Source organism: Streptomyces sp. NPDC051636 (genome assembly GCF_044453765.1).
Lineage (GTDB): Bacteria > Actinomycetota > Actinomycetes > Streptomycetales > Streptomycetaceae > Streptomyces.
The window spans coordinates 60,683-73,112 of sequence record NZ_JBITDA010000026.1; the positions used below are offsets into that span (position 1 = coordinate 60,683).

Consider the following 12,430-nt stretch of genomic DNA (forward strand, 5'->3'; position numbering starts at 1 on the left):
AGTGGTCCGAAGACCTCGCGAGCGAGCAGGCTCTCCGGAACGTGAAAGGGTGTACTCCCGCTCACACCGGATACGCCGTATGGATGTTCCCGTCGCGGATGACGACCTCGACGACGCTGGTTTCCCTTCCGCTGCCGTTGATGCCGACGGGTTCGCCGTGGTCGAAGCGGTGGATGTGCGTGTTGTCGCCGGCCCGGGCACGAGGGTTGGGCACGGCGGGGGTGCCCTCGATGCCCTCACGGAGGCGGCGGCCCAGGACGAAGTCGTCGCCGTCCCAGAAGAAGTCCTCGTAGAACTCGCCGGGCAGTGAGGGCTCCGGACCGGTGGGGTCCGCGTTCTCCCGGACCCGGTCCTGGGCTCCGGGACCGTGCTGGCCCTCGATGTGGTTCTCGCGGTCCGAGGTGATCCCGTGGTTGCCCTCGCAGCTCACCAGCCCCCACGGGTCGGTCCAGCGCAGTGGGTCGCGGACATAGGCGTGGTGGTTCGGCGCGGGGGCAAGGCCCAGCGGGTCGGGGCTGATGTAGCGGGCGTTGTCGGGGTCGTAGTAGCGGCGGAAGTTGTATCGCAGCCCGGTCTCTTCGTCGTGGTACTGGCCCGGGAAGCGCAGGGGGCAGTCGGCCGGGCCGGTTGCGCCGCCGACCGGCGTGCCCCACAAGGTGGTGCGGGCCCGCCAGGCGATGCGGCCCTCCTCGTCGACCAGCTCGGTCGGGGTGCCGACCAGGTCGGTCACGATGGCGTAGAAACGACGGTCGACCTCGTCCTGCTCCATCTGGAGCAGCGCCCGGTCGGTGCCCGGCGCCCACTCCCAGGTCCTGGTGGGACCGCTGGAGCCGAGCTGTTCCGCCAGATGCGAGCCGTCCCAGACGAAGACGGTCTCCTCGGCAGCCTGGCCGTCCTCGGACAGCAGGCGTTTGGCGACCCGTCGGCCGAGACCGTCGTAGAGGTACGCCCAGCGGCGCCCGTCCGGGGTGCTGACCTGGGTGAGCCGGTCATCGGCGTCCCAGGTGTACGTCCACTCCCGCGTGCCGCCGGACAGGAGCTTGCGCGACTGCCGCACCAGGCGCCCCTGCGTGTCGTGGACGTACGTGATGTGGCCGGCCCGGCGCACGAGCGTGCCTTCGTGGATCCGCTCGCCCTGCGGGCCTTCGGGAGCCTCGGCCCGGCTGACGTTGCCGGCCGCGTCGTACGCGTAACGCTCCGACCATCCGGTGGCGGAGACCGTCTCCACCCGGCCGAGGCGGTCGCGGGTGAACCGGCGGGTGCCGTAAGTCTCGTCCTCGACGGCGCTCAGGCCGCCGTCCGGCCCGTACGTGTACGAGCGGTGCAGCAGCGGCTTGGCGGCCCCGGCCGGCTGGGCGGCGGCGAGTGCGACGACCGTCTGGCCGGTCAGCCGGTGACCGGCGTCCCACTCCTGGGAGAGCACCGCCGTCTCGCCGAGCCGCCGCTCGGTCTCGTGCCCGGACGTTCCGTAGCCGAAGCCGAGCGTGTTGCCGCCGAGCCGGACTTCGGTGGGGCGGTTGTTCGCGTCCCATTCCCATCTGCTGACGGCGCCCGACGGCGTGCGCCGCTCCACCCGCCGGCCGAGGACGTCGTAGGCCGAGTGCACGGCGCGGCCGTCGCACTCCTCGGTGACGACGCGGCCCACCGCGTCGCGGGTGAGGGTCAGCACGGTGTCCGGGGTGACGGCCGCCGTCAGCTGCCCCGCGGAGTCGTAGGCGTAGGTCGTGACCGTGTCCCCGGAGCGCCGCTCCACGACGCGACCGCACGCGTCGCGCACGTAGACGGTGGTCTCGCCCGCGCCGTTGGTCCGCGCGGTCAGCCGGCCCGCCGCGTCGTAGACGTAGGTGACGGTACGGCCGTTGAAATCGGTCTCGCTCACCAGTCGCCCCGCCGGGTCGTACGCGTAGGACCACGTTGCCCCCGACGCACTCGTCACCGAGGTCAGCCGCAGTTCGGTGTCATAGCCGAAGCGCATGGTCGAGCCGTCGGCCTCGGTGCGGGCGCTGAGCCGGTCGAAGCGGGTGAAGGTGTGGGTGACGTTCCGGCCGTCCGGCCCGGTGTAGCGGACCGTGTTTCCCTCGCCGTCGTACGACCAGCGTTCGGTGCCGCCGTCGGGCATGCTCCGCTCGGCGGGGCGGCCCTCCACCGTCCAGGTGGTGCGGGTGGTGGCGCCGGTGGCGTCGACGGAGGCGACGATGCGTCCGAAGGCGTCGCGGACGACACGGGTGGTACCGCCCACCGGCGCGGTGATCGCGTCGGGCAGGCCCAGGGGGCCGGACTCGACGTGGTGGACCGCCCCCAGCGCGTTGGTGACGCTGCGCAGCCCGCCGAGGGAATCGTAGGCGTAGGTGGTGACCGCGCCGGCCGGGTCCACGGTCGCGGCCGGCCGGCCTTGCTCGTCGTAGGCGTAGCCGCGCCTGCCGCCGGTCGGCAGGATGATCCACAGGGGCCGGCCGGCGGCGTCGTACTCGGCTGTGGTGACCGAGCCGTCGGGCCGGACCACCGCGGTGAGGTTGCCGCGCTCGTCGTAGTGGAAGCGGGAGGTGTGGCCGAGCGGGTCCGTGCGGGACAGCATCCGGTCGTGGGCGTCCCATTCGGCGCGGGTGGTGTGGCCGAGCGGGTCGGTCTGGGCGACGAGTTGCAGGCGCTCGTTGTACCGGTAGACGGTCGTGTGGCCCAGCGAGTCCGTGTACCGCGTCTCACGGGCCTCGGGGTCGTAGGCGATGGTGCAGGAGAGGAAGCCGTCGGCGCCCTCGCCGCGTACGCACCGGTCGTGGTCGTCGTAGGTGAAGCGGTACCAGGATCCGTTGCGGTCGGTCCAGGAGGTGATGCGCCCCTGGAGGTCGTGGGTGAGCCGCAGCGGAAGGCCGCTGGAGTTGTGGATCTCGGTGAGGTGCCCCTCGTCGTCGTACCCGTAGCGCAGCAGCGTCGTCCCCTCGGGGCCGTCCTCCGCGTTGCGCAGCCGTAGCCGGACGACGCGGCCGTCCGAGGTGTCGACGTGCAGATGGCGGCCGGCGGAGTCACGGACGGCGACCGGTGCGCCGGTCTCGTCGCGGTCGAAGTCGACGCGCCGTCCGTCCCGGTCGGTGATCGCGGCGAGGGGCAGGGTGAACGCCTCATGGGTGGGCGCGGGACGGCGCGGCGCGGCGAAGTGACGGGTGTGGCCGGTGGCCGGGTCACTGATGCGGAGGGGAGCGCCGGGCGCGCCGTCCCAGTCCAGAGGCCAGCGCGGGCCCTCCAGCGGCATGACCGAGGTGCCCGGAGTCGGCACGGGGTAGACGAGGATCATGCCGTCCTCGGCCGCGAAGACGGCGCCGTCGCCGTCGAGTTCCAGGCGCTCGTCCAGCGTGGAGGCCCATGTGGGGCCGTACCAGTGGCCCCACTGGTAGGTCGACAGGTGGGTGCGCCGCAGCACGAGCGGGAGGAGGCCGGGCAGTTCGACGTCCGTCTCCTCCATGAGCATCTCGCCGGAGACCATGTCGACGGGGTCGCCGTTCTTGCACCGGCCCTTGGCCGACTTGCTCTTCTCCAGGGCGTCGTCGGCGCCCTTGCGGAGTCCCTTCCCGAGCCCCTTGGCCATGGCTTTGAGGCCACCCTTGCCAAGGGTTTTCATGCCCTTGGCGAGCTTGCCGAGGCTGGTGATGCCCTTGCCGCCGGGTATGCAGTCCATGGCGGCGAAGGCCACGTCCAGCAGACCGGCTTGGCCCTTGCGGTATTTGTTCAGTGTGTCGGCGAGCACGACGAGCGCCGCGATCAGCACGATCGCGCCGAGGATCGGCCCCCCGATGATCATCGCGATGATGCCGACGACGGCGACGACGACCTTGCAGACCGCGACGATCGTGTCCCAGTTGTCCTCGAACCAGTCGCCGATGTCCTCCCACCACGACCGGTTCTGGATCCCCGCGTCCGAGGCCTCGTCGATCTTCGTCTTCGCCTCGCGGGCGGCCTCCTCGCGCATCTTGCGCGCGTCCTCGGCCATCTTCTTCGCCGCGTCCAGGGCGCTCTGCGCGGTGGTGACGTCCGACTGGGCCTTGGTGTGAGCGGACTTGGCGTTCTGCGCGTCCCGGGTGGCAGCGCGGACCTTCGCCTCGTCCGGCTTGTCGGCGTCGCTCTTGCTGCCGGTGGGGTCGTCCTTGTACTTGTCGGCTTCCTTGTTGGCCCGCGTCACCCACGAATCGGCCGAGGAAAGGCGCGACTTGGCGGAGGTGAGGTCGTCCTGCGCCTCCTTCGCCTTGGCGAGCGCCTTGTCGGCCAGCGTCTGGGCCCGCTCCAGCTTCGGCCAGTAGTCGGCGAGGGCGTCGCCGCACATCTCGTACGACTTCTTCAGCTTCTTCAGGTTCTTCGGGACGTCGGAGAACTGGTCCTTGAAGACCTCCGCCGACTTGCCCGCCCACTCCAGCAGCGTGTCCTCGCCCGCCATGCCCTTCACCAGGCGCAACGCCTCGGACACATCGTCCGCGAAGTCGTGCAACTGCTTCGCCAGTGAGCGGACCCGGGCCGGATCCCCCGGCGTCGGATCCTTGTCCAGGTCCAGTGGCTGCCAGTCCGCCGGCCGATGCCCCGCCATGCCGCAACCCCCGTTGCCTTGCCTTGCCTCACACGTGGCATGAATGCCTCGGCAAAGGTACTTGATCCTCCGTTCGTAGACTTCCGGTGTGAGCGACAACCACATGACCTCCGGCGACGGAGCCGGCTCCCGGCCCCTCTGGGAGCGGTCCGGGCCCGAGCTGGAGCAGCTGGCCGGTTCCCGGCCCGAGGAGTTGTACGAGGCGGCGGAGCGGCTGTGCCGCGAGACGGCCGATGCCGGACCCGGGGGTGTCCCGGTGCTGCGCGCGGTCGGGCGGATCACCGAGGCGCTCGCCGGGACGCGCTCGCGGGAGTGCTCGCGGTTCGCGGCGGACATCGCGGGCCGGCTGCTGCCGCCCACGGATGCCGGGGGCGAGGAGAGCGTCCGGCTGCTGCGTTCGGTGGCCGAGAAGCTCGCCAAGACACAGCAACCGCGTGATGTGGCCCCCCTGTTCGACGCGCCGCCGGACCACCTCGGGGATCCGGCGGTCGAGCTGCGGGCCTGTCTGCTCGGCGAGCTGGCGCTGACCGGCGCCGGACGCGGGCGGCCCGCGCTGGACGCGTACGCGGAGAGACTGCGGGAACTGGGGCATCCTCTGGCCCGGCTGCCCGGGACCCGGCTGGACATCGAGCACCGGTTCGGCGTCCGGGTCCGCGGGCTCGGGCCCGTCAAGACGACGGCCCAGCTCCGCTCACGCTTCCCGGAGGTGCCCCCCTCGGACACCGGCGCGGCGGCGGGGCGTACGGCCGTGGAGACACCTGACGGCGACCGCACGCGGGCCGCCGCCGGGCCCTTCACCGCCGGCGGCTGGGCCCGGACCCCGGAGGCGCGGTTCTTCTCGCTGCCGCGTCCGCTCGACCCGGGCGACTTCGGCTTCTCCTTCCTCCGGGAGCTGCCCCTGGAGTGCCTCGCGGGCGAGGGCACGCGCCGTGGCGCCTCCGTCGCCTGCCGGACGACCCCCGATGATGTCCTGGGTGAGTTGTTCTCGGCTGCCCGCAACGGGGGAGTGAACGGCGGCGCCCAGGGCGGCGCCTACGGGCGGCTGTACGCGTGGGACAGTCTGTACGCTCTGCTGGGACTGCCCGCCGACGTCCCGTTCCTGGAGGCCGCGCGGCACGCAGTCGACCACCGGTGGCTGCGCTTCATGGCGTTCACGGACTGGTTCCGTCACGACACGGCGGACCTGGGCTTGGCGGTGCTCGATCCATCCGGCACCAGGGCCGCGGTCCTGGCGGCGACCGACACGGACCAGGTCTGAGCCGGGGCGGGGCTCAGCCTGCCGGGGTCGGGGACAGGTCCTGCAACCCCAGCCCCACCACCCGCAGCGGCTTCAGCCGCTCGTACGATTCCGTCCCCGGCCGGGCCGTGTGCACGGCGAGGAGTCGGCGGTGGCCGGTGTTGAGGAGGATCTCGCAGTCGAGTTTCCAGGGGCTGCTGCGCCTCCTCCACGCCCCGGCGGCCGGCGGACCGGTCCGCAACATCGTCGCCGACGCCCCCGTGACGGCGGTCGAGCTGCACCAGCTCAACGGCGTCGAGGTGCCCGCCGGACTCCACACCCGCACGGATCCCGACCCGTGGCTCGGGACCATGTCCCCCGAGCGGATCCGCCGGGACCTCGGCCTCCGGCCCCGCCACCCGGCCGTCTGGGACCGCCCGGGACGCGGGCGCACTGCAGGTCTCGGTCCACGCAGGTCTCAGTCCACGCCCCGGATCCGCCCCACCAGCCCCGCCCCCACCAGCCCGATCACCGCCGCCACCAGGTACAGCACGCGGTAGCCGCCGAGATACCTCACGATCGGCGCGGCGAGGGCGGGTGCCGCCACCTGCGGCAGGGCATTGGCCACGTTGATCAGGCCCAGGTCCTTGCCGCGGTCCAGCGCCTTCGGCAGCACGTCCGTCATCAGCGCGAAGTCCACGGAGGTGAACACGCCGAAGCCGATCCCCAGCACCGCCGCCGCGACGATCGCGCCCGGCCAGGTCTGCCAGCCGGACAGCAGTGCCGTCGCGACCGCCATCAGCACCCCGGACCACAGGACGAACGGCTTGCGCCGGCCCACCCGGTCCGACCGGACGCCGCCGACGACCACCGTGGCGAGCAGCGTCACCCCGTTCACCGCGGTCAGGACCAGCACGCCCTGGTCGGGGTCGTGGTGGTGCAGGCGGTCGCGCAGGTAGTACAGCAGGTACAGCAGCACCAGCGCGTTGCTGAGATTGATCAGGAAGCGGGTCAGCCATGCCCAGCCCAGGTCCGGGTACCGGCGCGGGCTCAGCCAGAAGCCCGCGAGGAAGCCGCGCCAGGATCGGGGCGGGCGGTCCTCGACGGCCAGGCGCAGGTCCTCGTAGCGCCACACGTACGGCAGCACGCCCACCGCCGTGAACACCGCGCAGGCCGCATAGCCCGCCCCGACGCCCCCGGCGGCCGTCGCGAGCCCCGTCCCGCCGACCACACCGAGGATCTGCGCCGCCCCCAGCCAGCCGCCCACCGAGCCGCGCTGCAGCCGGGGCACCCGGTCGGGGACCGCCGCCGTCACCGCGGCGAAGGCCGCGTTGAGCGTCAGCTGGACCAGGCACCAGCCCAGCGTCATCGCGGCCATCCCGCCCGCGCCCGCGAGCACCAGCAGGGACAGCGCCCCGCCCGCCGCACCGGCCACGATCCACGGCGTGCGGCGGCCCCAGCGGGACGGGGTACGGTCGGACAGCGCGCCGAAGAACGGGTTCGCCACCAGCGACACCACCGCGCCGACGCCCGTCACCCACGCCAGCATCGTCTCCTTCGACATGCCGGAGCCGGGCGCGAAGTCCTTCGCCTGCGAGGCGAGCAGGATCTGCAGCGGGCCGTACCAGCCCACCCAGATCGCCCCGTTGGCGAGGGACAGTGCCGCCGTCCAGCCACGCCCTACCGGCTCGACGGGTTCGGCGAGGGCGTCGCCGCCCGCGCGCAGCCCGGCCGTCGTCATCCCTGCGCCCGCAGCATGTCCCGGAACCAGCCGTACGACGCCTTCGGGGTGCGCTCCAGCGTGTCGTAGTCGACGTGGACCAGGCCGAAGCGGCGCGCGTAGCCCTCCGCCCACTCGAAGTTGTCGAGCAGCGACCAGACGAAGTAGCCGCGTACGTCCACCCCGGCCTGCACCGCCCGGTGCAGCGCCCGTACATGGGCGTCGAGATAGGCGATCCGGTCCTGGTCGTCGATGCCCTCGTACGAGCAGCCGTTCTCCGTGATGACGACGGGCGGGAGCCGGTCGCCGTAGCGGTCGCGGAAAGTGGTGAGCAGTTCCGTCAACCCCTCCGGGACGACCGGCCAGCCGAAGTCCGTCACCGGGCGGCCCTCGATCTCCCTCACCGAGAAGGGCAGTTCGGCGGGCAGGGTGATGCCGCCGAAGTCGATCTCGGTGCCGTGGGGGGCGCCCACCTTCGCCGGGGCGTAGTAGTTGACGCCGTACCAGTCGATCGGCTCGGCGATGACCTTCAGGTCCGACTCGACATCGCCGGGCATCAACTCGCCGAGCCCGCAGGGGTATTCACCCAGGATCAGCGGCTCCGCGAACAGCCGGTTGAGGAGCACGTCGTAGAAGTCCGCCGCCTCCGCGTCGGCCGGCTCCTCGGATGCGGCCCAGACCGGCCCGTGCGAGTTGGCGATCCCGATGTCGGTCGCGCCGGCCGCACGCAGCGCCCGTACCGCCAGGCCGTGGGCCAGCAGCTGGTGGTGGGCCACGGGCAGCGCGTCGAACAGCAGCTGCTTGCCGGGGGCGTGGACGCCCAGGGCGTGGCCCAGCAGGGTGTGCTCGGCGGGCTCGTTGAGGGTGATCCACTTGGATACCCGGTCGCCGAGCCGCTCGGCGACCAGCGACACGTACTCGGCGAACCGGGACGCCGTGTCCCGCTCCAGCCAGTCCAGCCTGGCCGGCAGGTCCCAGTGGAAGAGGGTCGGGACGGGCCGTACGCCCGCCGCGCACAGCGCGTCCACCAGGCGGTCGTAGAACTCCGGACCGCCGGGGGAGTTCACCCGGGGCCAGGAGACCGAGAAGCGGTACGCGTCCACGCCCAGGCCGGCCAGGAGCGCCACGTCCTCCCGGTAGCGGTGGTAGTGGTCGCAGGCCACCGCCGCCGTCGAGCCGTCCTTCACCCGCCCGGGCCCGGCCGTGAACGCGTCCCACACGGAGGGCTCGCGTTCGTCCACCGCCCCCTCGATCTGGTGGGCCGAGGTCGACACTCCCCACAGGAAGCCGGCCGGGAACCGGGGCATCGGGTTGCCTGCATCAGTCGCCATGGGCGGGATCATCCTTACCGCCGGTAACGGAAGTCAACGCCCGGGCGTGAACCGCCAGTCACGCTCCCTCTTTGAGCACCCGCGAGACCAGCGTCCGCTGCTCGTCCGTGAGGTGGGGGTCGGCCGCGTACACGGTCCTGCCGTCCACCGTGATCTCGTACCGGAAGCCGTCCGGCACCCCGAGCGGCGGCCTGCCCCGGCCGGCGGCCAGTACCCGCTCGGCCAGGGCCTGCCACTCCTGGGCGTCGGACCGCCCCGAGGTGTCCACCTCGGCACGGCGCTCGATGCCCGCGAATCCGCCCGTGCGCCTCACCCGAATACGCATGGGTCCCTGTCTAGTACGGAAGGCCCCGGAAAACTACAGCGTCCGCACCCCGACCTGCTCCCACGCCTTCTGTACGGCCTGCAGCTCGTCCCCGGCGCCGTACCGCTCCCGCGCCGCCTTGACGGTCAGGGTCGCGAAGTCCGCGAACAGGGCGTCCGGCTTGAGGTCGCCGCCGGTCAGCACGTCGTACCAGATCTGCCCGGCCTTCTCCCAGGCGTGGCCGCCGAGGGCGGTGGCGGCCAGGTAGAAGGCGTGGTTGGGGATGCCGGAGTTGATGTGCACGCCGCCGTTGTCGCGGCCGGTGCGGACGAAGTCGTCCATGGTCGCGGGCTGCGGGTCCTTGCCGAGGACGTCGTCGTCGTACGCCGTGCCCGGGGCCTTCATCGAGCGCAGCGCGGTGCCGGTGACGCGCGGGGCGAGCAGCCCGGCGCCGATCAGCCAGTCGGCCTCGGCGGCGGTCTGGCCGAGGGTGTACTGCTTGATCAGCGAGCCGAAGACGTCGGAGAGCGACTCGTTGAGGGCGCCGGGCTGGCCGAAGTAGGTGAGGTTGGCGGTGTGCTGGGTGACGCCGTGGGTCAGCTCGTGGCCGATGACGTCGACCGGGATGGTGAAGTCGAGGAAGATCTCGTTGTCCCCGTCGCCGAACACCATCTGCTCGCCGTTCCAGAAGGCGTTGTCGTAGCCCTCGCCGAAGTGCACGGTGGCGTCCAGCGGCATCCCGTTGTCGTCGATGGAGTGGCGGCCGTAGGCCTTCAGGTACAGCTCGAAGGTGGCGCCGAGGCCCGCGTAGGCGCGGTTGACGGTGGCGTCCTGGCCGGGCTCGGAACCCTCCGAGCGGACCTTCTCGCCGGGCAGGTCCTGCGTGTGGCCGGCGTCGTAGACGGTGCGGTGCGGCTGATCGGCGGCGGCGCCGGCGGGCGGGGCGACGGCGGCTGCGCCGATGACCGTGGTCAGGCGGCGGTGGGTGCGCTGGTAGGCGTCGTGCTCCAGGGACTGGCGGGCGGGCGCGGAGATCGCGGGGTCCTCGGCCTGCGCGAGCTTGTCGAGGACGTGCGGCGGCACGATGGTGCAGAAGACGGGCTGGAAGCCCCCGTTGGTCGTCATGCCGGGCACCCTTGCACTGCGTGACGTCACTGTCACTACTCGCAACCATGATTGGTGAAATACGCGGACATTCGGCGTCGCGCTGCGTCACGGAGTGGTATGGCGCACGTTTTGTCCCCTTCGTTCTCACAGTCCCGCATACTGGAACAGGCCCGCGCGTCCGGCGGGGCTCGGCTAGGCTGCGGAGCATCATGCGTTTCGGGCTGCTTCTCCTTAGCTGCCGCGGCGAGGGCCTGTAGAGGCCGACTCCCTCCCCGCGGAGCTTGGCGTTGCGTTGTCGGCCGTCCTTCCGGACACCGGACACACCGGACTTCTCGAGGAGCCCACGCAATCATGGCGAACCGCCAGCAGCCCACCTCCATGCCGATCCACAAGTACGGCCGGTACGAGCAGGTCGACATCCCGGACCGCACCTGGCCGGACAAGCGGATCACCGTCGCCCCCCGCTGGCTCTCCACCGACCTGCGTGACGGCAACCAGGCTCTGATCGACCCGATGTCGCCCGAGCGCAAGCGCCGGATGTTCGACCAGCTGGTCAAGATGGGCTACAAGGAGATCGAGGTCGGCTTCCCCGCCTCCGGCCAGACCGACTTCGACTTCGTGCGCTCGATCATCGAGGAAGAGGGCGCGATCCCCGACGACGTGACGATCTCCGTCCTGACCCAGGCCCGCGAGGACCTCATCGAGCGGACCGTGGAGTCCCTGAAGGGTGCCCGCCGCGCCACCGTCCACCTGTACAACGCCACCGCGCCGGTCTTCCGCCGGGTCGTCTTCCGCGGCTCCAAGGACGAGATCAAGCAGATCGCCGTCGACGGCACCCGCCTGGTGATGGAGTACGCGGAGAAACTGCTGGGCCCGGAGACCGAGTTCGGCTACCAGTACAGCCCGGAGATCTTCACCGACACCGAGCTGGACTTCGCCCTGGAGGTCTGCGAGGCGGTCATGGACGTCTGGCAGCCCGGCCCCGGCCGCGAGATCATCCTCAACCTGCCCGCCACGGTGGAGCGTTCGACGCCGTCCACGCACGCCGACCGCTTCGAGTGGATGGGCCGCAACCTCTCCCGCCGCGAGTACGTCTGCCTGTCCGTCCACCCGCACAACGACCGCGGCACGGCCGTCGCGGCGGCCGAGCTGGCCCTGATGGCCGGCGCCGACCGCGTCGAGGGGTGCCTGTTCGGGCAGGGCGAGCGCACCGGCAACGTCGACCTGGTCACCCTGGGCATGAACCTCTTCTCCCAGGGTGTCGACCCGCAGATCGACTTCTCCGACATCGACGAGATCCGTCGCGTGTGGGAGTACTGCAACCAGATGGAGGTCCACCCGCGCCACCCGTACGTGGGCGACCTGGTCTACACGTCCTTCTCCGGCTCCCACCAGGACGCCATCAAGAAGGGCTTCGACGCCATGGAGGCCGACGCGCAGGCCAAGGGCGTCACCGTCGACGACATCGAGTGGGCCGTGCCGTACCTGCCGATCGACCCCAAGGACGTCGGCCGGTCCTACGAGGCCGTCATCCGCGTCAACTCCCAGTCGGGCAAGGGCGGTATCGCCTACGTCCTGAAGAACGACCACAAGCTGGACCTGCCCCGCCGGATGCAGATCGAGTTCTCGAAGATCATCCAGGCGAAGACGGACGCCGAGGGCGGCGAGGTCACGGGCGGCGACATCTGGGCGGTCTTCCAGGACGAGTACCTGCCGAACCCCGAGAACCCGTGGGGCCGCATCCAGGTCCGGACGGGTCAGTCGACCACCGACACCGACGGCGTGGACACGCTCACCGTCGAGGCCACGGTCGACGGCCAGGACACCGTCCTGACCGGCTCCGGCAACGGTCCGATCTCGGCCTTCTTCGACGCCCTGCAGTCCATCGGCATCGACGTACGCCTGCTGGACTACCAGGAGCACACGATGAGCGAGGGCGCCTCCGCGCAGGCCGCCTCGTACATCGAATGCGCGATCGACGGCAAGGTCCTGTGGGGGATCGGTATCGACGCGAACACGACGCGTGCGTCGCTGAAGGCCGTCGTCTCCGCCGTGAACCGCGCGGCCCGCTGACCCCGCTCTGACCGGCGCTTTCGGGGCCCCGACCGCTTCCTCCGGCGGTCGGGGCCCCGTCGTTTATCGGCCATCCGTTCGTGCAGGTCACGGAAAGGTCTCGTACGAG

The 12,430-nt window shown here is 71.5% G+C and carries 8 protein-coding genes and 1 pseudogene; 3 read left to right on the forward strand and 6 right to left on the reverse strand.

Features of this window, described 5'->3' with window-relative positions; all coding sequences use genetic code 11:
* Positions 1–61 precede the first annotated feature (61 nt).
* Positions 62–4,570, reverse strand: coding sequence for a DUF6531 domain-containing protein (locus tag ACIBBH_RS33585; RefSeq protein WP_399411195.1), 4,509 nt, complete (start codon positions 4,568–4,570; stop codon positions 62–64).
* Positions 4,571–4,658: 88 nt separating this feature from the next.
* Between ACIBBH_RS33585 and ACIBBH_RS33590 the strand changes: the two genes are divergently transcribed.
* Positions 4,659–5,828: a DUF6183 family protein gene (locus ACIBBH_RS33590; RefSeq protein WP_399411197.1), complete on the forward strand. Its 1,170-nt coding sequence runs from the start codon at positions 4,659–4,661 to the stop codon at positions 5,826–5,828.
* Between the two features lie 13 nt (positions 5,829–5,841).
* On the opposite strand, the gene ACIBBH_RS33595 is transcribed toward ACIBBH_RS33590, so the two are convergent.
* Positions 5,842–6,096 (reverse strand): hypothetical protein, encoded by a 255-nt coding sequence (locus ACIBBH_RS33595; protein ID WP_399411307.1) that lies wholly within the window; start codon positions 6,094–6,096, stop codon positions 5,842–5,844.
* Between ACIBBH_RS33595 and ACIBBH_RS33600 the strand changes: the two are divergent.
* Positions 5,996–6,242 (forward strand): annotated as a pseudogene (locus ACIBBH_RS33600) (NAD(P)-dependent oxidoreductase); the annotation flags it as partial. The gene ACIBBH_RS33595 and the pseudogene ACIBBH_RS33600 overlap by 101 nt on opposite strands.
* Before the next feature lie 22 nt (positions 6,243–6,264).
* On the opposite strand, the gene ACIBBH_RS33605 reads toward ACIBBH_RS33600, so the two are convergent.
* Genes ACIBBH_RS33605 through ACIBBH_RS33620 form a run of 4 tightly spaced genes read right to left on the reverse strand, consistent with a single transcriptional unit; the run spans position 6,265 to position 10,266 of the window.
* Complete coding sequence (locus ACIBBH_RS33605) at positions 6,265–7,527, reverse strand: MFS transporter (RefSeq protein WP_399411199.1); 1,263 nt, start codon at positions 7,525–7,527, stop codon at positions 6,265–6,267.
* On the reverse strand, positions 7,524–8,837 hold the full coding sequence (locus ACIBBH_RS33610) for a GH1 family beta-glucosidase (protein ID WP_399411201.1): 1,314 nt from the start codon (positions 8,835–8,837) through the stop codon (positions 7,524–7,526). Before ACIBBH_RS33610 ends, ACIBBH_RS33605 begins: the two co-directional genes overlap by 4 nt.
* 58 nt (positions 8,838–8,895) lie before the next feature.
* On the reverse strand, positions 8,896–9,162 hold the full coding sequence (locus ACIBBH_RS33615; RefSeq protein ID WP_399411203.1) for a protealysin inhibitor emfourin: 267 nt from the start codon (positions 9,160–9,162) through the stop codon (positions 8,896–8,898).
* 33 nt (positions 9,163–9,195) lie between these two features.
* On the reverse strand, positions 9,196–10,266 hold the full coding sequence (locus ACIBBH_RS33620) for a M4 family metallopeptidase (protein WP_399411205.1): 1,071 nt from the start codon (positions 10,264–10,266) through the stop codon (positions 9,196–9,198).
* Between the two features lie 333 nt (positions 10,267–10,599).
* On the opposite strand from ACIBBH_RS33620, the gene leuA reads away from it, so the two are divergent.
* Positions 10,600–12,321, forward strand: coding sequence for a 2-isopropylmalate synthase (gene leuA / locus ACIBBH_RS33625; protein WP_399411207.1), 1,722 nt, complete (start codon positions 10,600–10,602; stop codon positions 12,319–12,321).
* Positions 12,322–12,430 lie beyond the last annotated feature (109 nt).

Bases quoted from the DNA above. Each gene is read 5' to 3' on its own strand.
- leuA (WP_399411207.1), top strand. From the start codon at position 10,600: ATGGCGAACCGCCAGCAGCCCACCTCCATGCCGATCCACAAGTACGGC.
- ACIBBH_RS33610 (WP_399411201.1), bottom strand. From the start codon at position 8,837: ATGGCGACTGATGCAGGCAACCCGATGCCCCGGTTCCCGGCCGGCTTC.
- ACIBBH_RS33605 (WP_399411199.1), bottom strand. From the start codon at position 7,527: ATGACGACGGCCGGGCTGCGCGCGGGCGGCGACGCCCTCGCCGAACCC.
- ACIBBH_RS33585 (WP_399411195.1), bottom strand. From the start codon at position 4,570: ATGGCGGGGCATCGGCCGGCGGACTGGCAGCCACTGGACCTGGACAAG.
- ACIBBH_RS33615 (WP_399411203.1), bottom strand. From the start codon at position 9,162: ATGCGTATTCGGGTGAGGCGCACGGGCGGATTCGCGGGCATCGAGCGC.
- ACIBBH_RS33620 (WP_399411205.1), bottom strand. From the start codon at position 10,266: ATGACGACCAACGGGGGCTTCCAGCCCGTCTTCTGCACCATCGTGCCG.